The 26,537-nt window shown below is 62.5% G+C and carries 21 protein-coding genes; 14 read left to right on the top strand and 7 right to left on the bottom strand.

The features are described from left to right. The 5 genes from AC4CWF_RS22845 to AC4CWF_RS22825 form a co-directional block, all read right to left on the bottom strand. On the bottom strand, nucleotides 1-855 hold the full coding sequence (locus tag AC4CWF_RS22845; protein WP_491285805.1) for an aromatic ring-hydroxylating dioxygenase subunit alpha: 855 nt from the start codon (nucleotides 853-855) through the stop codon (nucleotides 1-3). A gap of 70 nt (nucleotides 856-925) precedes the next feature. Beyond that, nucleotides 926-1,861, bottom strand: coding sequence for an ABC transporter permease (locus AC4CWF_RS22840; protein ID WP_137130837.1), 936 nt, complete (start codon nucleotides 1,859-1,861; stop codon nucleotides 926-928). 14 nt (nucleotides 1,862-1,875) lie between these two features. Next, on the bottom strand, nucleotides 1,876-2,922 hold the full coding sequence (locus AC4CWF_RS22835; protein WP_491285802.1) for an ABC transporter permease: 1,047 nt from the start codon (nucleotides 2,920-2,922) through the stop codon (nucleotides 1,876-1,878). Further along, nucleotides 2,915-4,498, bottom strand: coding sequence for an ABC transporter ATP-binding protein (locus AC4CWF_RS22830; protein WP_491285799.1), 1,584 nt, complete (start codon nucleotides 4,496-4,498; stop codon nucleotides 2,915-2,917). The genes AC4CWF_RS22835 and AC4CWF_RS22830 overlap by 8 nt, the downstream gene beginning before the upstream one ends. A gap of 95 nt (nucleotides 4,499-4,593) precedes the next feature. Then, complete coding sequence (locus AC4CWF_RS22825; protein WP_491285797.1) at nucleotides 4,594-5,706, bottom strand: BMP family ABC transporter substrate-binding protein; 1,113 nt, start codon at nucleotides 5,704-5,706, stop codon at nucleotides 4,594-4,596. A 513-nt stretch (nucleotides 5,707-6,219) separates the two neighbouring features. Between AC4CWF_RS22825 and AC4CWF_RS22820 the strand changes: the two genes are divergently transcribed. The 14 genes from AC4CWF_RS22820 to AC4CWF_RS22755 all read left to right on the top strand — a co-directional run bounded on the left by AC4CWF_RS22820 (nucleotide 6,220) and on the right by AC4CWF_RS22755 (nucleotide 22,214). Beyond that, on the top strand, nucleotides 6,220-6,456 hold the full coding sequence (locus AC4CWF_RS22820) for a hypothetical protein (RefSeq protein ID WP_491285796.1): 237 nt from the start codon (nucleotides 6,220-6,222) through the stop codon (nucleotides 6,454-6,456). A gap of 42 nt (nucleotides 6,457-6,498) precedes the next feature. Continuing rightward, nucleotides 6,499-7,197 carry a Rieske 2Fe-2S domain-containing protein gene (locus AC4CWF_RS22815; protein WP_491285795.1) on the top strand — a complete coding sequence of 233 codons (699 nt, stop codon included), beginning with the start codon at nucleotides 6,499-6,501 and terminating at the stop codon, nucleotides 7,195-7,197. Next, entirely contained in the window at nucleotides 7,197-7,829 is a 633-nt protein-coding gene (locus tag AC4CWF_RS22810; RefSeq protein ID WP_491285794.1) for a glutathione S-transferase family protein, read from the top strand. Before AC4CWF_RS22815 ends, AC4CWF_RS22810 begins: the two co-directional genes overlap by 1 nt. Before the next feature lie 54 nt (nucleotides 7,830-7,883). Continuing rightward, complete coding sequence (locus AC4CWF_RS22805) at nucleotides 7,884-9,683, top strand: adenine deaminase C-terminal domain-containing protein (protein WP_491285793.1); 1,800 nt, start codon at nucleotides 7,884-7,886, stop codon at nucleotides 9,681-9,683. Then, nucleotides 9,683-10,645 (top strand): LysR family transcriptional regulator, encoded by a 963-nt coding sequence (locus AC4CWF_RS22800; protein ID WP_491285792.1) that lies wholly within the window; start codon nucleotides 9,683-9,685, stop codon nucleotides 10,643-10,645. Before AC4CWF_RS22805 ends, AC4CWF_RS22800 begins: the two co-directional genes overlap by 1 nt. Nucleotides 10,646-10,738: 93 nt before the next feature. Further along, on the top strand, nucleotides 10,739-11,239 hold the full coding sequence (locus tag AC4CWF_RS22795; RefSeq protein WP_491285791.1) for a thiamine pyrophosphate-binding protein: 501 nt from the start codon (nucleotides 10,739-10,741) through the stop codon (nucleotides 11,237-11,239). Beyond that, nucleotides 11,236-11,844 carry a thiamine pyrophosphate-dependent enzyme gene (locus tag AC4CWF_RS22790; protein WP_491285790.1) on the top strand — a complete coding sequence of 203 codons (609 nt, stop codon included), beginning with the start codon at nucleotides 11,236-11,238 and terminating at the stop codon, nucleotides 11,842-11,844. The genes AC4CWF_RS22795 and AC4CWF_RS22790 overlap by 4 nt, the downstream gene beginning before the upstream one ends. Before the next feature lie 10 nt (nucleotides 11,845-11,854). Beyond that, complete coding sequence (locus AC4CWF_RS22785; RefSeq protein ID WP_491285789.1) at nucleotides 11,855-13,423, top strand: GMC family oxidoreductase; 1,569 nt, start codon at nucleotides 11,855-11,857, stop codon at nucleotides 13,421-13,423. A gap of 37 nt (nucleotides 13,424-13,460) precedes the next feature. After that, nucleotides 13,461-14,855 carry an amidohydrolase family protein gene (locus AC4CWF_RS22780; RefSeq protein ID WP_491285788.1) on the top strand — a complete coding sequence of 465 codons (1,395 nt, stop codon included), beginning with the start codon at nucleotides 13,461-13,463 and terminating at the stop codon, nucleotides 14,853-14,855. Then, entirely contained in the window at nucleotides 14,852-15,718 is an 867-nt protein-coding gene (locus AC4CWF_RS22775) for an aromatic ring-hydroxylating dioxygenase subunit alpha (protein ID WP_491285787.1), read from the top strand. Before AC4CWF_RS22780 ends, AC4CWF_RS22775 begins: the two co-directional genes overlap by 4 nt. Nucleotide 15,719: 1 nt before the next feature. After that, nucleotides 15,720-18,851: a molybdopterin cofactor-binding domain-containing protein gene (locus tag AC4CWF_RS22770; protein WP_491285786.1), complete on the top strand. Its 3,132-nt coding sequence runs from the start codon at nucleotides 15,720-15,722 to the stop codon at nucleotides 18,849-18,851. Beyond that, nucleotides 18,848-19,324 carry a (2Fe-2S)-binding protein gene (locus tag AC4CWF_RS22765; RefSeq protein WP_491285785.1) on the top strand — a complete coding sequence of 159 codons (477 nt, stop codon included), beginning with the start codon at nucleotides 18,848-18,850 and terminating at the stop codon, nucleotides 19,322-19,324. The genes AC4CWF_RS22770 and AC4CWF_RS22765 overlap by 4 nt, the downstream gene beginning before the upstream one ends. An 11-nt stretch (nucleotides 19,325-19,335) precedes the next feature. Next, nucleotides 19,336-20,850, top strand: a complete 1,515-nt coding sequence (locus AC4CWF_RS22760) for an aldehyde dehydrogenase family protein (RefSeq protein WP_491285784.1) — start codon at nucleotides 19,336-19,338, stop codon at nucleotides 20,848-20,850. 293 nt (nucleotides 20,851-21,143) lie between these two features. Continuing rightward, nucleotides 21,144-22,214: a MarR family transcriptional regulator gene (locus AC4CWF_RS22755; RefSeq protein ID WP_491285783.1), complete on the top strand. Its 1,071-nt coding sequence runs from the start codon at nucleotides 21,144-21,146 to the stop codon at nucleotides 22,212-22,214. Here AC4CWF_RS22755 and AC4CWF_RS22750 read toward each other — a convergent pair. After that, nucleotides 22,183-23,373, bottom strand: coding sequence for an ROK family transcriptional regulator (locus AC4CWF_RS22750; RefSeq protein WP_491287763.1), 1,191 nt, complete (start codon nucleotides 23,371-23,373; stop codon nucleotides 22,183-22,185). The two genes, AC4CWF_RS22755 and AC4CWF_RS22750, sit on opposite strands and share 32 nt — an antisense overlap. A 137-nt stretch (nucleotides 23,374-23,510) precedes the next feature. Next, nucleotides 23,511-26,531: an alpha-mannosidase gene (locus AC4CWF_RS22745; RefSeq protein ID WP_491285781.1), complete on the bottom strand. Its 3,021-nt coding sequence runs from the start codon at nucleotides 26,529-26,531 to the stop codon at nucleotides 23,511-23,513. Nucleotides 26,532-26,537 lie beyond the last annotated feature (6 nt).

Raw genomic sequence — 26,537 nt, 5'->3', positions numbered from 1 at the left:
TCAGGCCGCCTGCAGCGATGTGCCGTAGGTCACGCCCTTTTCTTTCAGCCAGCGACGATAGGCAATGGAGCTTGCGTCTGCCCGCGTCGGAATTTCGGATCGCGCTTCCATCGGCAGGAGAACCGGGCGCTGGTTTTCCAGAATGATGCGGTCCTGCAGAAAGATCAGCTGCTGGAACTGGATGAGCGAGGCCGTCGTCGACTGATCGTCGAGAAGATACATTACCGGATGGGCGCGGCAGCGATCCGGGTCGAGCGGCTGCACGAAGAGGCAGATCACATCCCAGCGCGTGTCGGAGTTCGGGCAGGTCTTGTAAAGCAGCGTCGTGAACGGCGTCATCACCCGATAGATATACTGGGTCATCAGACCGTCTTTTGCCGAAAGGGCAGCCTGCGGCTGGAAGAACTGGCAATTGGTTGCCCAGACTTCATCCACATCACGGCGGATTTCGACATTATACTGTTCCACCTGCGTATGCGGTTCGGAGCCGAGAATATCGGTGTGGACGAAGGGGAAATGCGCCATGTCGAGAAAGTTCTCGATGATGCGCAGGCCGGATGCCTTGACCGACACGGCACCGCAGGGCACGTAACGTCGATCCGGTTCGTCTGCTTCCACAATGGGAAAGATGTCCTTTTCCGGCGTGCCGAGCGTGGTCCAGATATAACCATAACGGCGCTTGATCGGAAGCGGCAGGCCTTGTCCTTCGGCAAGAACGGTCACCTCGCCTTGCCCGGTGCGGGTCACCACGAGATCGGTGCCGAGCAGCCGGTTGGCCGAGGTGCCATAGGGGATTTCGGCCTCCGTCTCGATTGGATACCACTGGTCGAGTGACGCCCGGTCTGTCGCCTTCATGGAAAAACCCTCTCGTGCCTGTCGTTTCCAGCCTTCGGATACGTTTTACGCGGTTTGCCCATGCTGTCCATCACCGGACGCTGCGGAAATAGGGTTGGCCAAGGGCTGCCGGTGCCGCCATCAGCCGGCGCATGCGCTGCCATGCGATGACGGGCACGATGATGAAGGCGATGGTTCCGGCGTAGGGCAACATGGACAGGAAGGCCGGCGCAATCGGCCAGCCGCGCGCCTGCCCGACAAAACCGAGCGCCGTGATGAAACCGAAGAGCAGGCCGGAAAGGGCGGCCGGAATGGGCCGGTAACCGGCAAAGATGACGAGGGCCACGGCAATCCAGCCGCGCCCGGCCACAACCCCATCCGACCAGGCCGGCACGAAGGCAAGCACCAGATAGGCGCCGGCACCGGCGGCAAGGGCGGCACCTGCGCAGACATAACCGAAGCGAAAGAGCGTAACAGGAATGCCCGCAGCATCGGCCGCCGCCGGGTTTTCGCCCACCGCACGCATGTTCATGCCGTGGCGGGTGCGAAACATCAGGTAAGAAAGGCCGAACGGCAGGATGATGTAGATGAGATAGACCAGAATGTTCTGGCTGAAGAAGGCCGGGCCGATGACCGGCAGTTTTGACAGAAGCGGCATTTCCACACCCTGAAATGTCGCTGCAACCGGCATCCCGGAATAGGATTTGCCGATCGTCTGGGCAAGGCCCGTGCCGATCAGCGTCAGGGCAAGGCCACACAGCACCTGGTTTGCCCGGATGGTGACGGTGGCAAGGGCAAACAGCGCACCGAACAGGGCGCCGACGCAGAGCGCCGCCAAAAAGCCGACCAGCGGCGAGGGGTAAGCACTGACGGTGGCAACCGCCGTGATGGCGCCCATGGCAATCAGCCCTTCGGCACCCAGATTGACGACACCCACCCGTTCGGCCAGCACCTCGCCCATGGCCGCCAGCGCCAGCACGCCGCCGGCAAGAAAGGCTGTCGTCAGAAGTCCGGTCAAGAGATCCATCGTACGGGTTCCTTTCAGCTTTTGTCGCGCACGACGCGGTAATGCGACAGCTCGTCGCCAATCGCCGTCAGGAAGAGGATGAGACCGGTAATCGCCAGCACGGTGGAGGTGGTCAGCCCCTGCGTTTGCAGGATGATGCCCGAATTGAGGATGAAGGCCATCAGGGCTGCGGCAAAAATGACACCGATCGAGGAGCCGCGCGCCAGAACCGCGACCATGATGCCGAGATAACCGTAATTGTTGGAAATGCCGCCCTGCAGGCGATGCACGGAGCCGGCAATTTCCAGCATGCCGGCAAGGCCGGCAATAGCGCCCGATAGCAGCATGACGGTGATCAGGTGGCGGCGCGCCGCAATGCCGAGATATTTGCCCGCAGCCGGATTGGAGCCGATGAGCCGTACCTCATAGCCCCAGCGGGTAAAGGCAAGGAGGCCGGCCATCGCCAGGGCAAGCAGGACGGCAATCGGCAGACCCCAATGCACCAGTCCCCAGAATTCCGGTATTTCGGCTTTGATGCGCGGTGTGGCGGAATTGGCAACGCCGCCGCGTTCGCGCCAGGCGTCGGTCGATACATAATAAACGAGCAGGATGGCGACGAAGTTGAGCAGCAGCGTGGTGATCAGCTCGTTGACATTGGCATAGGCACGCGCAAGGGCGGGAATGAGGATCCAGACGAGCCCGCCGAATGCGCCTGCAACACCCATGCCAACAAGGCTCCAGCCTCCCGACAGCGGCGCAAAAAGGCCGACGGCGCTGGCGGCAAAGGCGCCCGCATAAAACTGCCCCTCCGCGCCGATATTCCATGCGCCGATCTGCTGGGCAACCGTCACCGATAATCCGGTGAGGATCAGCGGAATGACCAGAAGCCCGAGATCTTCCAGGCCGAAGCTTGATCCGAGCGAGGAAGTGACGACCTGCAGGCCAAGCGCCAGCGGGTTTTTTCCGACGAAGGCCAGAATGACGCCGGCAATGACAAGCGCAAGGGCGATTGCCAGGATGCGCGCGCCAAGCGCTGCGGCTGGCGTGGCGGAGGGCAGGCGTTGCAGACGAAAATCAGCCATGGGCTGCACCCTTTTCGCCCCGAAGGCGCCCGCCCATCATCAGGCCAATCTCGTCGATATCCACTCGGTCATTGTCGAGCACGCCCATGATGCGTCCCTCGTAAAGCACGGCAATGCGGTCAGACAGGTTGAGCAATTCCTCCAGTTCCTCCGAAATCAGCACGATACCGGCGCCTGCATTGCGCAGGTCGACGATATAGCGCAGCATGATGTTGATGGCGCCGACATCGAGCCCGCGGCTCGGATAGGCGGCAACAAGGATTTTCGAGGCGATGCGCATTTCGCGCCGAGCCACCAGCCGCTGCTGGTTTCCGCCCGACAGGTTGCGGATCGGCATGGCAAAATCGGGGATAACAACCTCTGCGGCACTGGCAATGCTGCGGGCAAGCGTCTTTGCGGCGCCCGGGCGAAACAGGCCGCCAATGGTCACCGGCGGCTTGCCATATTCGCGCATCACCGCATTGGCGGTGATGGAAAGACCGGGGGCGAGCCCGCTCTGCAGCCGGTCTTCAGGGATATGGCCGATGCCGCGGCGCACGAAATCGGCCGCATTGGCATGGGCAATGGCGTGTCCATCGATTTCGATCACGCCGGTTGCGGCCGGCCGCGTTCCAGTCAGCACTTGCGACAGTTCGCGTTGCCCATTTCCGGCAACCCCTGCAATGCCTAGAATTTCGCCGGCGCGGACATCGAGCGAGATGCTGTGCAGAGCCACATGCCCGTTATCGTTCAACACGCTGACGTCGCGCAGACGCAGCACCGGCGACGACGACACGCCAGCCGCCCCCGGGGGGCGGGCGCGCATATCGGCGAGCACAATGTCGCGCCCGACCATGAGGCGTGCAAGTTTTGCCGGCGTGCAATCGGCGGCAAATTCCGTGCCGGCCTTCCTGCCGCCGCGCAGGATCGTCACCCGGTCGGAGATTTCCAGAACCTCGTCCAGCTTGTGCGAGATGAAGATCACGGCATTGCCGGTGGAGACGAAATTGCGCAATGCCTTGAAGAGCTCACGCGCTTCGGCCGGCGTCAGCACGGCAGTCGGCTCATCGAGGATCAGCACGCGGGCCTTGCGCGCCAGAACCCGCAGGATTTCCACCCGCTGCTGTTCGCCGGTCGAAAGCTCGGTGATGCGTGCCGATGGCTTGACCTGGAGATTGAATTTCTGCGCAAGTGCCGCCGTGCGTTCTTCGAGGACAGGGGCAGAGGCGCGCCTTGGCGTCTCGCTCCAGCCGAGATGGATGTTTTCGGCAACGGTGAAGGCGTTGACCAGCTTGAAGTGCTGGTGGACCATACCGATGCCGGCCGCGATGGCCTGAACCGGCGAGGCAAACTGGCATGCATAGCCATCAATGATGATTTCGCCGGCATCAGGCTGGTAGATGCCGGTCAGAATGTTCATCAGCGTGGATTTGCCCGCGCCGTTTTCGCCAAGTAGCGCGTGGATCTCGCCCGGCATCACCTCCAGGTCGACATCCTGGTTAGCAATCACGCCGGGGAAATATTTGGCGATGCCCTTCAGCTGCACGAGCGGCGCTGCACCTGTCGGCACCACATATCGGGGGCTTGGTTCCGTCATTCGGGCGATATACCGTCCGGGTCATTCCGGCATGAGAGGCGGGTAAAGGAACCGGGCGGCAAGGTGCCCGGTCCCTGATCGGCTGCGTCGGGTGCTTAAAGCCCGGTGACGCCTTCGACGGACCAATCCCAGTTGTAAAGATCCATTTCCGACATCTTCTGGCCCTTTGCCAAACGCACCGCCCCCTTGGAATCCTTCAGTTCGCCGACGAAGGGCGACCAGCCGCCGAGGATTTTTGTGCGCACCGCGTCAGCAGCCTTGCCGACATCTGCCGGAACCTTTTCGCCCCAGGCGTCACGGTCGACGCCGGCACCCATGGCAAACAGGCTTTCGGTCGGTGTCCATTCGCCGGCGAGCCGCTTGCGCACCTGTTCGACGTAATAATCCTTGAAGTCGATGATAATCGACGAGACATAGGAACTGGGCCCATAGCGGCGAATGTCGGTATTCCACATGGCAGCCCAGACACCGCGTTTTTCGGCCACCTGCAGATAGGCCGCCTCATCCATGATGCCGAACAGGAAGTCGCAGCCATTGTCGATCAGCGCCGTGCCGGCCTGGGCCGCCGCCTGCGGATCGAACCAGGAATTGATCGTGATGGTCTGGCAGGTGGCGCTGGGGTTTACCGTGCGCGCGCCCATCAGGAAGGCATTGGTGGAGGTATAGACGGAGGCAACCGGGAAGGAGGCGACATAACCGAGCTTGCCGCTCTTTGACAGATGGCCGGCGGCAACGCCCAGCACATAGGTCGGATACCAGTGCGCCAGGTAATACCAGCCGAGATTGTCCATCAGCACGTGGCCGTTGCATTCCATGAAGGCCGTATCCTTGGCCCGGCGCACCACTTCGTGCAGGAAGTCACCGGTAGAGGACGTGTCAAAAATCATGTTCGCGCCTTCCGACACGAACTGGCGATAGGTGCGGGTGGCATCCGCCGAATAGGGGACGTTCTCCACCTCGAGCACCTTCTTGAGGTTGGGGAATTTTTCCTTCACCGCCAGAACGCCCTGATGGTGCGACCAGGTCCAGCCCTCGTCGGTGACCGGGCCGACATGGCCAAAGCCGATCACGGCATCCTTCTCGTTGACGGCGGGAAGTGCTGTTGCGGCAGAGGCAGAACGCACAAGGCCGGGCAGCGCAAGCGAGGCACTGCCGGCCGCCGCCATGTTCAGGAAGCCGCGACGGGAAAGACTACGCAGGTCGATCATTGGAACCCCTTATTGTTTCTGTTTCGAATATGCGATGGGAAGCGGCATTCCCCCGTCAGCCTGAAATTGGCAGCCAATCTGCTGCAACTCCCGTGCCAAACCGCAAGGCGACAGTGCTGGGGCAAGACAGCGGGTCTTTGCCCAGCTTCTGCGCGTCCTTTCAAGCCTGCTGCCTGCCCAATCGGACTGCCCTGAAGAGACGCAACGACACCTCGGCTTCCAGTTGGAAAGCTGCCAACACCCTTCGAGCCCGAGCTTTTCAAATCGCCAGTGTTCCGCATAGTCGAAAAAAACGGATCGGAAGCATGCGCAAAAGGCAACATCTGCCCGGACAGAATTTGCTTGAAAGCGGGCTCTGGCTGAGGCTAGACTGAATAAAATTAAGGCATGGTCAAAGTTTAGTCACATGCCCAAGATGCAGACAATCGGAGACGAAATGCGCCGCAGCAGCATGAACGGGCAGGAGAGGGCGGATCGAACACGCCTTGCCGGGCGCCATCCTGGGGCCGCCCCATGAACCCGCCCGTGCATTTCCTGTTCGAGGGCGCGTTCGATTGCGACAGCTTTCTCGGCTTTGCCCGTCACCGTGCTGACAGGCTCGATATCGATCTTGACGTCAATGCCTGCAGCGGCACACGCGTCAGCCTGTCGGTTTCAGGGCAGGAGGCACTGGTCGACATGTTCGAGATGGCCTGCAGCCTTGGCCCAACAGACTGCATCGTGATGGATGTGACGCGCAGCGATGCCTGATGTCGAGATGCGCAAGCTTTCAGAATTCAAGGGGAATGAACTATGTCGAGTGAAGCAGCATGGGTGCCGGTGGCGCTCTCGGCCTCCATCGAGCCGGGCACGTCGGCTGGCGCCGTTGTCGAGGGCGCTGAACTGGTTGTCTGGCGCGATGCCAAGGGCGTGGCGCATGTCTGGGAAGACCGCTGTCCGCATCGCGGCATGCGCATGAGTTTCGGCTTCGTGCGCGGCGACCATATTGCCTGCCTCTATCACGGCTGGTCCTATGATACGGCCGGACAATGTCGCCATATTCCCGCCCATCCCGATCTCGACGTACCAAAGACCGTCAAGATCGCCACCTACGCCGTCGAAGAAACCGGCGGCGTGATCTGGACGCAGCTCGCAACCGCTGCGCAGGCTGCCGATCCGCTTCCCACGATGGGCACAAACCTTCCGGTGCGCAGCCTTTATGCGGATTGTTCCGCGGCCCACGCTCTTGCCATCCTGAAACAGACGCTGCTGCCTGTCGGGAAAGGCGAGACGTGTCCCGGCCGGCTGCAGGTCGTTGCTCCGCATGTATGGACACTTGAGACCGGCGCGCTCAGCCTGTCGATTGCCGTTCAGGTGATCGGTCCGCAAAAGATCGGGCTCCATATCCTGGCCGACGAGGGGTCGGTGGATCTGATTGCAGATCTTGCACGCTGGGCGCAGGCTTTGCGGCTTGCCCTTGAAGCGCCTGTCACCGTTGCGGAGGTGGCGTGATGCCTGAAATCACCCTCTACAATCACGATCTCGACGAGAACTGCTATCGCGTGCGGCTGATGCTCTCCTTCCTCGGCCTTGCCCATGAGATCGTGGCCATCGACATGGTGCCCGGTCATGAGGAAAAGGGACCGGCGATGCGGGCGCTCAACCCGCTTGGCAGCCTTCCCATTCTCAAGGATGGCGACCTTGTGCTCTATGGAACGCAGGCGATCCTTGCCCATCTGGCGCGCGCCCATGATGCGGCGGGCGTCTGGCTGCCGCTTGAACCCGCCACCTTTTCACGCGTCATGCAGTGGACGTTCTTTTCCGCCACCGCACTCTCATGCGCCATCGCGGCACGGCGCGTCGCCGTGTTCGGCCTTGGCGGAGATCTTGAGGCGCTGAAGCACGAGGCGCGCCAGGCGCTGCGCATCATGGATGATCACATGGTCCTGCGCCATATCGAAGGTTTTGAGTGGTTTGCGGCAGACACTCCGACGATTGCCGATCTGTCGCTCCTGCCAAGCTTTGCGCTCAGCCGCGATTACGGCATCGACCATGACGAGTTTCCCGCCCTTCGCCGCTGGCTGCGGCGGTTCCGCATCCTGCCCGGGTTCCGCACCATGCCGGGCATTCCAGATTATCATTGAAGACAAGGCGGGAGCCGCAACTGCCGCATCCCGTCACAAGAGGAGACCTTGCCAATGGCGCTCACCCGATTTTCCGTCGCCCCGCTTGCTAAAATGACGCGGCGGATGGCCGATGTCGCTTCCGGACGTGCAAGCCCGGATCTGGTGATCACCGGAGCCCGCGTGCTCTCCACCTATTCGGAGCGCATCCTGCCGGAGCGGGAAGTCTGGATCGCCGGTGGCCGGATCGCGGCCGTTAAACCGTCCGGCACATCGAAAAGCACAAGTGCGAAGCGTTATGATGCGAGAGGCGGCATTATCGCGCCGGGGCTGGTCGATCCGCATATCCATATCGAATCGAGCATGGTCACGGCCTGCGCCTATGCGGAAGCGGCCCTTCTCAACGGCACGACGACAATCTTCTGCGATAGCCACGAGATCGGCAACGTGATGGATGTGGCGGGCGTCGAGGCGATGCTGGAGGATGCCCGCCATGCGCCGTTGTCGATTTTCCTCACCGTTCCCTCGACCGTGCCGGCAACATCGCCCGATCTCGAAACGGCAGGCGGCGACCTGACGGCAGAGAAGATCGCGGCACTCTTCGACAGATGGCCGGAAGCCGTGGCGCTGGGTGAAAAGATGGATTTTGTGCCCGTCACCATGGGGGATGAGCGGTCACACGCCATTCTGGCCGCAGCGCTTTCGCGCGGAAGGCCGGTCTCTGGTCATGTCTATGGCCGCGAATTTGTTTCCGCCTATGCCGCGTCCGGCGTCACGGATACGCACGAGGCCATCGACCGCGACATTGCCGATGACCTTCTGGAAGCCGGCATCTGGCTGTTCCTGCGCGGCGGGCCGCCGACGACACCGTGGCATTCGCTGCCGGATGCGATCCGCACCGTCACCGAGCTTGGTGCCTCGCACAAACGCATTGCCGTCTGCACCGATGACCGCGACGCCGAAGATCTTCTGGCCTTCGGCCTAGACTGGGTGGTGCGCGAAGCACGCCGCGCCGGCATGACGCCGGAACAGGCCTGGGCGATGGGCTCGCTCCACGGCGCGACCCGCTTTGGCATGGAAGGCGATATCGGCGGCATGGGCGGTGGCCGGCGCGCCGATCTGGTGCTGCTCGATGATGATCTGAACCCCAACAGCACCTGGTATGGCGGCGAACTGGTGGTGGATCAGAAGGCCATCACGCCGGCGCTCGATGCCGCCCTCTCCAACCGCTGGCGTTATCCGGAGGCCGCCTATCACACGGTCAAGCTGCCGAAGGACGTAAAGCTAACCCCGGATCTGCCGGGCGGCACGGTGATTGCCAATACCATCCGCACCGAACTGCCGGGCATCATCCTTGGCCACGAGAAAATCACGCTGGAGCCGGCCAATGACTGGGAAACCCATTTTTCCCGTCACGGGCTTTGCTTCGTCACGGTCATCGAGCGACATGGGAAATCGGATGGCAATGTGGCGCATGCGCTTCTGTCGAATTTCGCGCTGAAAAGCGGCGCCGTCGCCTCGTCCGTTGGCCATGACAGCCACAACATCATCATCGCCGGCACCAATGAGGCCGACATGCAGGTGGCGCTGCGCGCCATCGAGGCGCATCAGGGTGGGGTCTGCGTGGTGCAGGATGGCAAGGTGACGGCCATGGTGCCGCTGCCGGTCGCGGGCCTGATGTCCGACAAGCGCGTGCATGAGGTCTCGGCGGAAGTGCAGGCCCTGAAAGTGGAGTGGGAAAAGGCCGGCTGCACCATTCCCTATATGGGCTTTAACCTCATTCCGCTGTCGGTCATCCCGGAAATCCGCATCACCGACAAGGGCCTCGTCACTGTGCCGCAGATGGCCATCGTCCCGCCATTCGAGGCGGCCTGATGGACGCCTACCGGCTGGGTCTGGTTGCCACCCGCATCCATTATTTCCAGCTGGTGGCGCGGCTGGGATCGATCCGGCAGGCGGCGCTGTCGCTGAATGTCGCGCCGTCTTCGGTCAGCCGGATCCTGCGCCAGTTGGAAGATGAACTTGGCACGCCGCTGTTTGAGCGGGTGCGCCAGCGCCTGAAGCTGACCAGCGCCGGCGAGCTTCTGCTCTATCACGCGCGGGCCTCGTTATCCGAGCTTGCCCGCGCCTGCGCCGAGATCAATGACCTGCATGGCCTGCATCGCGGAACAGTCTCTATCGCCGTGGTGGAGAGCGTGGCGCGCGGCCTGCTTCCGGCAGCCCTTGCCGCGTTCTGGGCGCGCCATCCGGCCATCACCGTCGATATCAAGGTGATGGCCTCGCAGGAGGCCGCCAATGCGGTGGCCGAAGGCGAATGCGATCTTGCCGTGCTGTTTGACGTGCGCGTGCCGCGCACCGTGCGGCGCATTGCCAGCGTCTCGCTGCCGATCGGGGTTCTGGCGCTGCCCGGAAGCGAGATTGCCAGCCGGACCGAACTAAAGCTTTTCGATCTTGCCAACCGGAGGGTGATCCTCTCCGACAAGAGCCTGACGCTTGGTGCCTCCGTGGAGGATGCCCTGAACGGGTCGCTGCTTGACCTGTCGCGCCGCTCGCGCACCAATTCCATCGGCCTGATGGTGGAACTCGCGCTGAGAGATCTCGGCCTTGTGCTGCAAACCCGCGTCGGCGTGGAACAGGAGCTGGCACAGGGTCTTCTTGTCTTCGTGCCGCTCACCGACACGCGGCTTCCCAACCGCAAGCTGATGCTGCTGTCCCGCTCGACCAAGGAAATGTCGGATGCGGCAAGCGCACTCGGCCGGCTGCTGGAGCAATCGGTCGAGCAGCTGACGCAGGCATCGGGGCAGACGGGTGGGCAGGGATTGGGAAAGGCACCTTGAGATGTTGCCTTTTGCGCAACGAATGCGTCAGAAGATATCGGCTATTCGGAACACGTCAGGTTTGCGATCCTTTGCTCGAAACGAGGGAAAACCATGAAGCCATCATCCGTCGATGCCGTGATCCGCGGGCTGAAGAAAGCCGGCGTCAGCACCGTCTGCTACCTGCCGGACTCGCTCTTCAAGGAGCTTTACCCGGCACTCGATGCCGATCCGGATATCCGCACCATCCGCGTCACCAATGAAGGCGAAGGGGCTGCCATCTGCGGCGGCGTCTTTCTCTCGGGCAAGCGGGCAGCGCTCATCATGGAAAATTCCGGCCTGCGCGCCTCCGTCGAGCCGCTGGCGCGCATGGGGCTGGGGGCTGGCATACCCGTCATCATGCTGATGAGCTATCGCGGAGAACTGGGCGAGAACAACTGGTGGGCCATTCCTCACGGCATCACCATGGAACCGGTGCTGAACGCGCTGCGCATTCCCTACCGTGTGGTGCGCGAGGAAGACGAGATCGAGCAGTCGATCGTCGATGCCTATAACTGGTCCTACAATGCCTATTACCATTCGGCCATCGCCCTTGGCGGGAGCATCGTTCGATGAAGCGTTATGACTGCATGAGAATTCTGGCCGAACGGCTGAAGGACGAGCTGGTGATCCTGTCACTCGGCGCCTCCGTCGATGAATGGTACAATGCAGCCCCGCACATGCGCACGGCAAGCCTCTTCCAGCAGCAGCTCGGTTGCGTCACCCCGCAGGCCTTTGGTCTTGCAACCGGCCTTCCGCACCGGCGTATCATCTCGCTCGATACCGATGGTGGCATGATGTTCAACCTCGGCATTCTGGCAACGCTTGGCAATGAACAGCCGAAGAACCTCTTCATCGTCGTCTGGGACAACGAATGTTACCAGTCGATCGGCGGCCCGCCGACGCATACCGCCTTTGGGCGCGTGGATATTGCCGCGATTGCCCGTGGTGCCGGCGTCGAGCACGCCTACACAGTGCGCACGCTTGAAGAGTTCGAGACCCATTGCGCGGCGGGGCTTACCGCTGACGTTCCTTACGTGGTCGTGGCCAAGGTGGCCGGCACCGTGCAGCCCGATATCAAGCGCAAGCATTCGGACGGGCGCGAGGACAAGTATATTTTCGTGCGCCATGTGGAGGCGACCGAAGGCATCGTGATCATGGGGCCGAGCGAGCACAATTGAGACCGATGCAATGACCGACGTCCCGCCCATCCTGCCAAGCCGCGCGCTGCAAAAAGCCTATGACTATATCGTCATCGGCGCGGGCTCCGGCGGGCTGCCGGTGGTGCGGCGCCTGATCGATGGCACGGATTCCACCGTGCTTCTGGTGGAAGCGGGCGAACCGGGGCTCGGCATCGCGGAAATCGACGATCCGCGCCAATGGGTGCCGCTGGGGCGCGGCCGCTGGGACTGGGGGTATGATTATACGCCCACGCCCCGCGTCAATGGCCACACCATCGGCATTCCGCGCGGCAGGGCGCTTGGCGGGTCATCGGCGATCAATGCGATGATGTGGTATCGCGGCCATCCGAACGATTATGACACCTGGCAGGCGGCCGGCTGCGACGGCTGGTGTTTCAGCGATGTACTGCCTTTCTTCAAGAAGGCGGAGGATTGGGAGGGCGGCGAAAGCTTCTGGCGCGGGGCCGGAGGGCCGTTGAAAATCACCACCAGCAAAAAGCTGCATCCGGTGGCGCAGGCGATGCTGGATGGCGCGGGCGATCTTGGCATTCCGGTGATTGCCGATCCGAACGGAGAAAGTAACGAGGGCGCCTGTCCCTCCAATCTCAACATAGCCGATGGCAGGCGCTGGAGTTCGGCGCGTGGTTATCTTTATCCGATCCTCGATCATCCGCGCCTGACGGTACTGACCGGCTCGCAGGCCATCGGCCTGATAATCGAAAATGGACGCTGCACCGGTCTTCGCCATCTGGTGAATGGAGCCGTTGTCGAGACCCGTGCGACAACGCAGGTGGTGCTGTCGGCCGGCGCCTTCGATACGCCGCGCCTCCTCATGCTGTCCGGGATCGGAGATCCGGCCGAACTGAAACGGCTCGGCATTCCGCTGGTCCATGCGCTGAAGGGCGTCGGGCGCAATCTCCAGGATCATCCGCTGGTACAGGCCGTCGTCTGCCGCTCAAAAGTGCCGCTGGGCGAGGTCCTCGATAATGGCGGCGGCACGATGATGAACTGGAAATCGCAAGCCGGCCTTGGGCAGCCGGACGTGCATAGCTTTCCCGTGCAGGGAAACAGTGCGGCCCCCGGCCTTCTCGCGCTCCACGATATGTCGGGCACGGTGTTTTCGCTGGGCGCCGGGCTGATGCATTCGAAAAGCATCGGCTATCTGCGCCTGCTGTCCGCCGATCCGTTCGGCCCGCTCGACATCCAGCCGAGCTATTTTGCCGAACCATCGGATCTGGAAGCAACCGTGTGCGCCATCGAGACGGTGATGGCGCTTGCCGAAACCCCGGCCTTTGCCGCCCTGTTTGACGGGTTTGCCGCCCCCAACGGCCGGTTGTCGCGCGCGGCCTTGCGCGAATTTGCCCGTAACGGCTGTTCCACCTTTTTTCATCCGGTCGGCACCGCAAAAATGGGTCGGGACGACATGGCCGTGGTCGATAGCCGGCTTGCCGTACATGGGCTCGACGGATTGATGATTGCCGATGCCTCGGTCATCCCCGTCATTCCCACCTGCAACACCCATGCGCCCGTCACGATGATCGGCGAGCGGGCCGCAGCCTTTCTTCTGGAGGCGGCGTGAAACTTGCGTCCTTCGTCCTGAAACCCTGGAGCAGACCATGACCTCGACCGCAACGATCCTGACGGCTGATTATCTTCTGACCATGGATGCGCAAAACAGTGTCATTCCGGAAGGCGCCGTCGCCATCGAGGATGGGCGTATTGTCTCGGTCGGCACGCTGGAGGTGGTCAAGGCCAGCCATCCGACGCTTCCCGTCAAGAGGATCGAGAACGCGCTGCTGATGCCGGGTCTCATCAATGCCCACGCCCATTCCGGCTTCCTGCGCGGCACGGCCGAACACCTGCCGGTCTGGGATTGGCTGACCATCCATATCAACCCGATGCACCGCGTACTGCTGCCCCACGAGGCAGAAGCGGCGTCCTATCTCTGCTACGCGGAATCGGCGCTGTCGGGCACCACGACGGTGGTTGACATGTGGCGCTACATGGATGGAAGCGCGCGGGCCGCCGAGGCGATTGGCACCCGGCTCGTGGCCGTGCCCTATGTCGGCGAACATCCCGATTACAATTATTTCGACACGCTCGACATGAACGAGGCGATGATCGAGACATGGCACCGCAAGGCCAATGGCCGCATCAATGTCTGGGTCGGTCTTGAGCATCTGTTTTACGCCGATGCGGCAGGCCAGAGCCGGGCGATTGCCATGGCCAAGCGCCACAATACCGGCTTTCACACCCATTGTTCGGAAGCGGAAGTGGAGGTCGGCGGGTTCCTCGAAACCTATGGCAAGAGGCCGATGCATGTGCTGGAGGATCTCGGTTTCTTCGAGACGCCGCGCAGCATGCTTGCCCACGCGGTCTGGCTGGACGACGCGGAAATCGAGCTGATCGCGAAGTATAACGTATCGGTCGCCCATAATCCGGTGTCCAACATGAAGCTTGCCTCCGGCATCGCCCCGATTGCCGACATGTTGGCAGCCGGCATTCCCGTCGGGCTTGGCACCGACGGTGAAAAGGAAAACAACAATTTCGACATGTTCGAGGAGATAAAGACGGCCTCGCTTCTGGGCAAGCTGCGGCACCACGATGCCTCGGCCATGGACAGCTGGCAGTGCCTGCGCATGGCAACCAGTCTGGGCGCCAAGGCAATCGGGCTCGAAGACGAGATCGGCTCGCTGGAAGTGGGCAAGCGGGCGGATATCATCGCCGTGCGCACCGATACGCCACGCATGACACCGCTGTTTGGCGAGGGCCCCTACTTCAACCTGCAGCACAATCTCGTCCATGCGGTGCGCGGCGGCGATGTCGCCATGACCATGGTGGACGGGCAGATTATCGTCGAAGACGGCGTCCTGAAGACCGGCGATATCAAGGCGATCATTGCCGATTTCCATGCCATGGCACCGGCCCATTTTGCCCGCCGCGCCGAATGGCTTGCGGCAAACGGCGGCGGCACCAAGCAATGGATCAGCGAAAAGGCATCTGTCGCATGAAGACGACGGACCAGGTTGCACTCGATGACTGGTATGCCGTTGCCACGGCTGGAGACCTGACGGCAGAGCCGGTGCGCACAAAGCTGCTCGGCCAGGATATCGAAATGCGGCTTGGCCCGAACGGTCAACCGCTGGTGCGCGAAATTGGCCCCGGCGGCCAGCTTGGACCCGCACTGCCCGTGCAGGTGAAGTATGGCTGTCTGTTCGTCACGCTCGGCACGCCGGAAAAGGATATCGTCCATATCGAGGAGGCCCTGGAGGCGGATCGGCGTTTTGTGCTCTGCGGCTGGGTGACCATGCGCGCCTCCGGCCTTCGGGTGGTCGAGAACTTTCTCGATATGGCGCATTTTCCTTTTGTCCATACGGATATCCTCGGCTCCGAGCCGTATACGGAAGTGCCGAATTACCTGTCCGAGATCCGCCGCGACGTGGACGAGGTCTGGGCCACCAATTGCACCTTCTTCCAGCCCCGCATCGCTGCCACCGAAAGCGAGGGCGATTTCGTACAACTGACCTACCGCGTGCCATCACCTTTCGTGGTGATGCTCTACCGGGTCTGTCCAACGTCGCCGAACCGGCTTGATGCGATTGCGCTCTTCATCCAGCCGATGGAAGAGGGGTTTTGTCGCGCCCAGCCGGTGATGTATCTGGTCGATGCGGTTTCGCCGCACAAGGCGCTCCTCAACTTCGAACAGGTCATCTTCCTGCAGGACCGCATCATCGTGGAAAACCAGCGCCCGCTGCTTTTGCCGCTGGAGCCGCGCGCGGAAATTCCGACGCGCGCCGATTCCTCCTCCATTGCCTATCGCCGCTGGCTGAAAGAAAAAGGCATCCGTTTCGGCACCACGGCCGGGGCCGCCTGACATGGAGGTTCCGGCCCCCGACACGTTGGAAAAAGCGCTTCTGGAAGCAAGTCACCCAGAAACGCGCCTTATTGCGGGGGGTACGGCACTTCAACTCGACTCGGCAAAGGGGCGTGCCCAGCCCCGGCGGATGGTGAGTCTTGGCCGCATTCCAGCCCTTTCGGGGGTTATTGAGCAGGAAACCACATTTAGCATCGGCGCCATGACGCCGCTTGCAGAGCTTTTGCGCGCGCCAGAAATCACCGCGCAACTGCCGCTTCTCGCCTCAGCCATTCGCGTGGTGGCAAGCCCGTCGGTTCGCAATCTGGCAACGATCGGCGGCAATATCGCCGGGCGCACCGGCTGCCTTCTGCCAGCCCTTCTGGCGCTCGATGCGGTTGTCGAATTTGCCAGCCTTTCCGGAACAGCAAGCCTGCCACTGGAGGACTGGCTTGCCGATATCGACCGAGAGCCGGAAATCCTCACCGCCATCCACATCGCGCCGCAAGAACCTGACGAACGTTTCGTGTTTCGCAAGACAGGACTGCGCGCCGCCTTCACGCCAAGCATCATCAATGTCGCCGGCCGGATTTTGCCGGGCAGAGGTAGCCCCCGCTTTGCCCGTCTTGCGGTCGGCGGCGGCATTGTTTCGCCGGCACGCCTGCGGGAGGCGGAAGCGCTTGCCTGTGGCGATGGCGACTGGGCAGCACTTCATGCGGTCCTCCTGTCGACGATCGAGGCGCCGGACGATGGCTTTCGCTCCGCAGCCTATCGGCGCACCATCGCGGCAAATGCCTTGACCTTCGGCCTTGGCGGCTTTCTGCCCGGCCGCTCGCCCGCAATGTCGGCCGCCATGGAGCCCCAAAGCGCACAGACACAAGAAGTCGAGACGGCACTTGGCCGCACCAGCTCGCCGGAGCGCTGGCATATCCGCCCGGACTTGCCCGCCAAGATCGAGGGCACCCTGACTTACCTCACCGACCACCGCCAGAGCGATATGCTTGTCGGGCGCATCCTGCGGGCCGGCATCGCCCATGCGCGCATCCTCTCCATCGACACAACAGAAGCGCAAGCCTTGCCCGGGGTCGCTGCCGTCGTCACGCACCGCGACATCAGGGGTGAAAATGCCTTCGGCATCGTTGTGCAGGATCAGCCGGCGCTTTGCTTCGACAAGGTTCGCCACCGCGGCGATCCGGTCGCAGCCGTTGCTGCCGTCGATGGAGAGACGGCGCAAAAGGCGCTCTCGCTGATCAAGGTTGTCTATGAACCGCTTGCCCCCGTCACGGATGTCGAGGCCGCCCTGCTGCCGCAGGCCGTGCAGGTGCATCAAAACGGCAATCTGCAACGGGAAATCCGCTTTTCCCGCGGCGATGTCACGCACGGTTTTGCAGGTGCTGCTCATGTGGTGGAAGACACCTATGTCACGCCCCGCCAGATGCACGGTTTCATGGAAACCGAGGGCGGATATGCCTTCATCGACCCCGATGGCATGCTGAATGTCTGCGCCGGCGGCCAGCATGGTGGGCGCGACCGGTTGCAGCTGTCGCGCATTCTCGGCCTGCCGGAAGACAGGATCCGGGTGGTCACGTCCCCGACAGGCGGCGCCTTTGGCGGCAAGGACGAGCTTTCGGTTCAGCCGGTGCTGGCGCTTCTGGCAATGACGGCACGGCAGCCGGTGCGCCTGCAACTGACACGCGCTGAATCCGTGCTATCAGGCCAAAAGCGCCACCCGATGACGATCCGCATGAAAACCGCCTGCGAGGCAAGCGGCATTCTTCTGGCGCAGGAGGTGGACGTGCTGGCGGATGCGGGTGCTTATGCCTCGCTCGGTCCCGGCGTGCTGGAAACCGCGATGGAGCATGCAGCCGGACCCTATAACGTTTCCCATATCGCCACGCGCGGCCGCCTTGCCTATACCAATAACGGGCTGTGCGGCGCCTTTCGCGGTTTTGGCGCCAACCAGATGACCTTTGCCATCGAATGCCAGATGGACCGGCTGGCAGCTCTGTGCGGTTTGTCCCCGGTGGAGATCAGGCAGCGCAACCTGCGCCTCCCCGGCACCCCCGGTTATCTCGGTCAGACGGTTGCCCCGAGCGAACGGCTTGATGAAATGCTGGCTTGCGCCAAGGCGAGCCCGCTTTGGAGGCGGCCGCAAGGGCTTTGCGATGACGCAGAATGGCTGATCGGCACCGGCATGGCGATGAACTACCAGGGAAATGGCCTCGGATCGGTCATCCCCGACCCTTGTGCTGGCCGGCTTTCCCTCACGAAGGATGGTTTTATCGAGGGCGCCTATGGGCTGGACGAGATGGGGCAGGGGCTGCTCACCGCCATCTGCGCGGCGGTTTCTGCCGAACTCGGCTGCGCGCGCTCCGATGTCCGGCCGCTCACTGGTGATACGCGGCTGGCGCCGGATTCAGGCTCCACCACCGCCTCACGCGGCACCTATGTCGTCTGGGCATCCGCGCGCAAAGCCGCCCCTGAATTCCGCCGGCAGATGTGTGACGCGGCCGCGGGTCTTCTGGGATGTGATCCGCAGCGGCTGGTGTTTGCGCCCGGCGGGCTGGCGGAGGCAGGCAGCAATAGCGGGAAACTGCTCGTGACCTATCGGCAGCTCGCCGACCACCTGCCGGACGCCGATCTTCCCTCCGTGACGGTGACTTACGAATTTCCGAAGACCGATTATTCCGCCAGCAATGCCCGCTATATCTTTGCCTTCGGGGCAGCGCTGGCCCGCGTTGCGATCAGCCGGGTCACGGGCCAGTTGCGCGTGCTCGATCTACATCAGCATTCTGCCGCAGGCCCGATCATCGATCTTGCCGCCTATCTCGGCCAGCTTGAGGGCGGTGCCGTGCAGGGGCTGGGATTTACGCTGAGCGAAGACTGCAAGATGCGCGACGGCGCCCATCTTGCCACCAACCTCGACACCTACATGCTGCCCGGCATCCAGGATGCACCGGCGGACCTCAGCATCTTCGCACTGGAGGATCTGGATGCCGGCGACGAGCTTGGGCCGCGCGGGGCAGGCGAACTTGGCATCGGCTCTATCTCGCCGGCCATCGCCAACGCCATTTTTGCTGCCACCGGCTATTGCCCTGCCGTGATGCCGATTGATCCGGAGACCCTTCTTTCCCGGCTAGTGGTGCCCGAATGACCCTTGATTTTACCCTCGACGGCAAACCAGTTTCGCTCGAATGCACGGCCGATACGCGTCTTACGGATATCCTGCGCGAGCATCTGGCGCGGACGGCCACCAAGCTTGCCTGCGGAATCGGTCGCTGCGGCGCCTGTTCGGTTCTGATCAACGGCCGGCTTGCCAATGCCTGCCTGCTGATGGCCTTCCAGCTTGAGGGCGCAGAGATCATGACCGTCGAAGGGCTCCCGGTGCATCCCCTGGGGCAGGCGGTGCGGGAAGGATTGGCCGAGGAAAACGCCTTTCAGTGCGGCTATTGCGCGCCAGGCATGTCGCTTGCGCTGGTTGCTTTGTTTGCCGAACAACCCGATGCCGGGGAAAGGGAAATCCGTGCCGGGCTGGAAGGTAATCTCTGTCGCTGCACCGGCTATCATTCGATCATCAGGGGCGCGCTGAACGCCGCCTGCCGCATCCGCGCCGCGTCCGGCACTTAAGGAATACCGACATGACCCTAGCACTCACCCCCTTTGCCCCGAAGAGCCAGGGCGCCAGAGATTTTCTGGCAAAGGGCCGCAAGCAGATGCTGATCGGCGGCAGATGGCGGAACGGCGCATCGGCTGTCTGGTTCGAAACGGCCGATCCGGCCACCGGCGAAATCCTTGCCGAACTGGCAGAAGGCACGGTGGCGGATGTCGACGAGGCTGTGGCCTGCGCCCGCGCAGCCCTTTCCTCGACCGCCTGGAAAGGATTGACGTCGTCGCAACGCGGCAAGCTGTTGTGGAAAATCGCTGAACTGATCGATACCCATGCAGACGAACTCGCCGAACTGGAAACGCTCGATCAGGGCAAGAGCTTGAGGACCAGCCGCTTTGCTGAAATTCCAGCCTCTGCCGAGCAGTTCCGCTATTTCGCCGGCTTCTGCACGAAAATCCTCGGCACCACCATTCCCACTTCGATCAGCTACCAGCCGGCAGGAAAACAGATCTTTGCCTATACGACGCGTGAACCGGTCGGCGTGGTCGCCGCCATCACGCCATGGAACTCGCCGCTGCTGATGGCGGCGATGAAACTTGCACCCGCTCTCGCTGCCGGTTGCACCGTGGTGCTGAAGCCGGCCGAGGAAACCTCGTTGACTGCGCTTCGGCTGGGCGAACTGATGCTGGAAGCCGGGTTGCCGAACGGCGTGGTCAACATCGTCACCGGTTTTGGCGAGATCGTCGGCGCAGCGCTCACCGCTCATCCCGATGTCGACAAGGTTGCCTTCACAGGCTCGACGGAGGTGGGCAAGCTGATCGTTGCGGCGGCTGCCGGCAACCTCAAGAAGCTGACGCTGGAACTGGGCGGAAAATCACCCGCTATCCTCATGCCGGATGCCGATATGACCTTGGCAATCGATGGCGTGGCACGCGGCATCTTTTCAAACTCCGGCCAGGTTTGCGTTGCCGCCTCGCGCGTTTATGCCCATCGCTCCATCTGTGACACAGTGGTTGACAGGCTGTCGAAGGCAGCATCGGCGTTGAGGCTCGGTCACGGGCTCGATCCGGCAACCGATCTTGGACCACTGGTCAACCGCCGTCAGGCAGACCGCGTCGCAGCCTATGTGGCGGAGGGCCGCGCGGCAGGCGCTCAAATTACGGCCGGCGGCATCCAGAGCGGTGAAAACGCCACCTTCTACGCGCCGACCGTGGTCACCGCGGTTCGCCCGGACATGCGCCTGATGCGCGAGGAAATTTTTGGCCCGGTCGTCGCCGTTACGCCCTTCGACGATGTGGAAGAGGCCATAAGTTATGCCAATGACAGCCCCTACGGCCTGGCCGGCAGCATCTGGACACAGGATCTCTCCGCCGCCCACCGACTGGCGGCACAGGTGAAAGCCGGCACGATCTGGATCAACTGCCATTCCTATTTTTCGCCCGAACTGCCCAAGGGCGGCCACCGCCAATCCGGTTGGGGTTATGAAAACGGCGCACAGGGACTGGAGAATTATCTGGAAACCAAAACGGTTTGCGCTGTCGTTTGAGCAATACGACTGAATCCGCAAGGCGGCATCACGTCTTGTCGATGCCGGGGTGTTATTACCAGCTTCGTCATCTCGCTTTGCAAAAGAGCCCTGACGTCTCGTTTGTGTGAATGAAACGTCCGGCAAAACCGATAGGACGCCGCTGCGGGGCTGGGGCAAGCGTCGGACCATTCCAAATCAGCGAATTGCTGAGGAAGCGCGCAGTCACTAGCGCTTTGCTCGGCGATAAAATACGCTAAAGCATTGGTCATGTGATGACTATTTCAGACCAAAGCAGGGAAGCGGGCTGTCATTTGAAAACTGGCCGACGTTTGGCGCGGGCACGGGCGCGCACAGGTGAGGGCGCTCGCACGGGACCGGGTATCAGCCCGGAGGATATTGCCGACCACAATTCTCGGGTCGTTCTGGCGCTGTTGCGCAGCCTCGGTCCGTTGACGCGCCAGGAGCTTTCCGGACACTTGAGCCTGACGGAACCCGCCATCAGCGGGATTATCCGGCGCCTGGTTGAGGCGGGCTTCCTTGAGGAGGGAAAACGTGACGTCGGCGCGCGTTACAAGGCTGCCGAATTTGCCATTCGCCCGGCAAGCGCTCACGCGCTTGGCCTTTGGCTCTGCCCGGACCGTGGCGAGCTTGTCATGGCAGATCTCCTTGGAAATGTGCTCGAAGAGCAGACTTTTGCACCGGCGGACATGGCGGCTGCGGTGAAGCTCGCGTTGTCGCAATACGGGCAAAATCTCTGCGGCGCCGGTATTGCCTGCCACCCAGGCGTCGAGCCGGATCGGGATATGTTGGCTGCGATTCTGCCGGGACGACCCCTGTTTTATGCCAAGGATACCGAGGCAGCCGTTGCCGCCGAACGGATGCTCGGCATTGGCGAGCCGGAAGGTGGCTTCGTGGTCATCCTGCTGGACGAAACCGTGCGCGCCGGCCTGATGACCGGAGGCGCCTTCTTTCGCGGCGTCCATGGCAGGGCAGGTGATATCGGCGCCATGCGGCCGGGCCGCGAGGAAAGGAGCCTGAATGAAGTGGCAAGTGCTGCTTCCCTGCGTCGACATCTTGATGCTTTTGGCCAAGGCGGACTGGACGACTGGATGCGCAAGGCGGCATCACGGCTTCTCGATGCCGTGGTTGCCATTGCCGGCTTCGTTTCTCCGGGTGCTGTGCTGATCGGTGGCGATTTGCCCGATGAGGTGCTTGATCGGGTGATCGGCATGATGATTGCGGACCGGGAGAAAAAGCGCAGTTATTTTGTGGCGACGTCCTGGATTCCGCCGATCAGGCGGCTTTCCTTTTCCCATTGCGGTGTTGCTCGCGGGGCGGCGATGCTGCCCTTTATGGAATTGCTGCTGCCAAAGCCGCATTAACGAGCGCATCACTGTGCGGCGAACCGGACAATGGCACCCGCGTCTGCTGTGCCGTTTCGGCCGATGGCAGACAGAGGCGGTGCGAGAGCGGCATGGTGGCCGCGCCCAGCGCTGCTGCATCCTCCGAACTTGCGGCACGGTGGAGCGAAGGAGCCGGCATGCCCCGGCGGGTGATCTCGTCGCGCACGTGGATCAGCAGCTCATCGATGAGCCGCACCGGCAGCCGCCCGCCGATCAGCACCGCTTCGGGATCCACCAGCATGCCGATGTCGATGATGGCTTCCGCCAGCGTCACGGCAAACCGCTTCAGCCAGCCACTCACCAGATCCCGGCCGCGGACATCGAGCGTCAGAAGATCGGCCGGCCGGGAAGCGGCAATGCCGTTTTGTTGCAGGTGGTCGAGGAGGAGAAACAGCGAATACATGTCGCCGAGGGGGCGCGTTTCGCCGGCACCCACCCCCTCTGTCATGACCACCGGCAACCAGCCGATTTCCCCACCCAGCCCGCCAGCGCCCTTATGGCGCACGCCATTGATGACGAGGCTGCCGCCGAGACAGGCATTGACGAGGATATAAAAGAAACTGCCGATTTCCGTGCCGAGACCGTATTCGATTTCGCCCAAGGCTGCGGCATTCGCATCATTGTCGATGAACACCGGGTGGCTGGTCACGCGCGAAAGCGCGCCACGCACGTCAAAACCGCTCCATTCATCATAATGCGGCGGACGCCCGATGACACTGACCTCACCCAGCCAATCGGGAATGGCAAGGCCGATACCGGCAAGCCTTTGCTCGTGGATGACCCGGCGGCGCAGGAAGGAGGACAATGCCTCCTCCATCAGCCGGGTGAAATCCCGCGGCAGGATGAAACGTTGTTCGTGGTGGATACGGCCGCGAATATTGCCGGCGGCATCGACGGCAACCACCGTCAGGTGATCGCGGTCGATATTGGCGCCGATGGCAAAGACGCCTTCGGGATCGATTTCCAGCTCGATGGCCGGCTGGCCGCGAAGCCCCTGCCGCCGGCGTGCTTCCATCACCAGCCCTTCATCCAGCAGCCGGTCGACGATGCGGGTCACGGCCTGTTTGGTGAGGCGCGACTGACGGGCAATCTCGGTGCGCGAAATTGGCGCTCCGCGATGGATCGCATTGAGGATCATGGCGCGGTTCTGGGCTGCGGCCTGTTCGCCATTGGCGCCTAGGTAGTTCACTTATCTTCCTTTTCAGTCTCATCCCGGCGGTTGTGCAACCTCGCCGGGATGATGCCTCAAAGCCTCGCCTTAAGAAAGCGGGCGTTTTATACTTTGCGAAGACGCCAGCTTTTCACCTCGAAGGGCGACAGTGCATCGGCGGTTACGCCCTCCATGGGCTCCTCCAGGATCGACAGCGGTCCCTCGCTCTGCCAGCCGGAGGCTAGTGCCAGCTGGAAAGGTCCGCGACGGCCGGACGGTTCGTAGACGCGAAGGATCAGGCCATCGCCCTCTTCGGCAGGCTTCAGCGCCGATAGCGCGCCCGCAATGCCATCTGCCTTGATCGGCTGCCACGTGCCGCAGTCGCGGCCGGATACGGCCATGGCCACCAGCGGCTGGTTCAAGTCTTCCGCTTCCTCGCGCACGCCCGCCTCGTGCCATGTACCCTCATGCGGCATCAGCGCATAGGTAAACGCCTGGGCACCTTCATCGGCCAGCGGATCGGGATAGATCGGCGAGCGCAGGAGCGAAAGCCCCAAACGGTTGCCGCGCATCGAGTGGCCGTATTTGGCGTCGTTCAACAGGGCCAGACCGAAGCCAGGCTCGGAGAGATCGACAAAACGGTGCGCCGGCGCTTCGAACATCGCCTCGTCCCAGGAGGTGTTGGTGTGGGTCGGGCGTTCCACCACGCCATAGGCGCATTCGCAGACGGCACGCGGGCTGCGCACCGCCACATCCGTCACCGTGCGCAGCAGCACGCGGCGATCATGCCAGTCGAGTTCGGTAAAAATGTCGAGGCGGCAGGCATTGGCACCGAGCGAAAGCGTCTGGGTAATCGTGGAATTGCGCCAGCGGCGGTGGATGCGGATGGCGGCGCGGTGCGCTGTGTTCTCCACCAGTTCGATACTCTCGAAGCCGGTGATTTCCTCGGCGCGTTCGGCATAATCCTCTTCCACATCCCAGGCATCCCAGCTGCGCGGCTTGTCTGAGGGATAGGCAAACAGCCGGTTGCCGCGGCCTTCAAGAGCCTCGCGGCCGCTTGGCTTGTGCAGCAGGCTTGCAATCGAACCGTCATCGGCCAGCGTCACCTTGAGGATATCGTTTTCGAGGCTGCGATCGGTGGCGCTGAGGCCGGGTTGTGCGGCAAGCGCCGAAGCGGGCAGTACCGTGACCGAGAGAGGCGCAAGCGTGCCTTCGCCGGAGAAGGTGCCGTGCGGCAGCGATAGGCGCAAGGGGCGATGCGAGAGCGAGGGATTGACGACCAGCACCGTGCCATCGTTGCCCTCCGGCAACGTTGCGGCAAGGGCGTCGAGCGCTGCGGTTTCCACCGCCTTTGCGCCTTCAATCACGCCTTCCAGTTCCACGCGGGCATCCTCGTAGACCTCCGCAATGGAGGAGCCCGGCAGAATGTCGTGGAACTCGTTTTTCATCACCACGCGCCAGACCGGCTCAAGCGATTGCGGACGCTCTGCGCCGAGAAGATGGGCGAGGCTCGCCACGGTCTCGGCGGTTATCAGGCCGCGTTCGGCGCGCCGGTGCAGGCGCTTGACGTCACTCTGGCTGGTCAGCGTTGCCCGGTGCAGTTCCAGATAGATCTCGCCCTGCCAGACATGCATTTTCTGGTTTTCAGCGGTGGCATGGGCTCTTTCGAAAAAGTCCTCGACGCGGGTCCAGCGTGCCTCGGGAATGGCCGGGAAGACGCGAAGCTGTTCTTCGCGCAGCAGCATTTCCGGCGTGACGCCGCCACCGCCATCGCCGTAACCGACGCAGAGCAACGTCGTGTCGTGGCGATCCTTCTGGCGAAAGTTCTTCCAGGTTGGCACGAAGCAATCCGGCTGCACAAAGCCGTTATAGCCATGCATCGGGTTGTCGAATGTATGGGCGAGCACCCGGCTGCCATCCAGCCCTTCCCACCAGAACAGGTCTGAGGGGATATGGTTGGATTCCGACCAGTTGACCTTGATGGTGAAGAAGCTTTTCATGCCGCCCTGCACCAGAAGCTGCGGCAGGGCGCCGGAAAAACCGAAGCAGTCGGGCAGCCAGCAGATGCTGTGGCGGGTGCCAAAGGTCTTTTCGAAATAACGCTGGCCGTAGAGGATCTGGCGGGCAAGGCTCTCGCCTGTCGGCATATTGGTGTCGGGCTCCACCCAGCAGCCACCGAGCACTTCCCATTGGCCGGATTTCACCTTCTCGACGATCTTTGCCAGAAGCGCTGGATCGTCTTCCTCCAGCTGCGCATAATAATGGGCGGTGGATTGGTTGAAGCGGAAATCGTCATTGCCTTCCATCAGCGACAGGGTGGAGTGGAAGGTGCGGCGCATCTTGCGGCGTGTTTCGTCATAGGGCCACAGCCAGGCGAGATCGATATGGGCATGGCCCGTCAGCGCGATCTTGCCCTGCGGCGGGAAACGCTCGCGAAGTCCGGCAAGCTTTGCCATCAGCGTGTCATAGGCGCTGATGACGCTTGCGCGCTGCGCCTCGGTCAGGCCTTCCGGGTTTGCCTTCAGCTCCGGCAGGCGCCAGATCTTCTGCTGCATCGGGCCGGGAGCTGTGCGTGACACGTAATCGGCGGTGGCCGAGGGCCAGTCGAGGCTGAAGAAGGCCTCTTCGGCAGCCGAGAGAAGATAGGGCACGACGTCATGCCCATCGAGCACGGTGAGCGCTTCGGCGATCTGGCGAAGCAGCAGCCAGAGATGATCCACTTCCTCTTCGATCCAGAACAGTTCGGCCCGTTCCAGCCGCGGCTGGCGCACCGGTTCGCCGAAGGGCAGGCGTGCCACCGTGTCCGAGGTGATGGAGAATTGCTGGGAGGGGAGGCGGAATTCGCGGTGATAGGGGTCCACGCCGTAGCTTTTCGCGCTGCCATCGGCCGCGGTGATGGTGATCAGGCTTTCGCCGCCGAAATCGAGATAGAGGCGGGCGCGCTCCAGCGGCCAGTCCGAGGGCACTGTCGCTTGCGTGGAAAAATGCACGAGGCTGTCCTTCACCGGCCAGCGGTCGCCGATGGTAATCGGAGCGCCGTTGAAGGACCAGCTGTCGAGCGCAAGCGTTGCGCGGGCGCGCCAGAATTGCAGTTCGGCCGTGCGGACCTGGAGCCGTTCGAGGCGTTGGGCATGGGTAAGGGTCATGGGATC

Source organism: Neorhizobium sp. PAMB6630, assembly GCF_058242775.1.
Note: the sequence above shows the minus strand (reverse complement) of the source record. Positions and strands in the feature narration are given on the sequence as shown.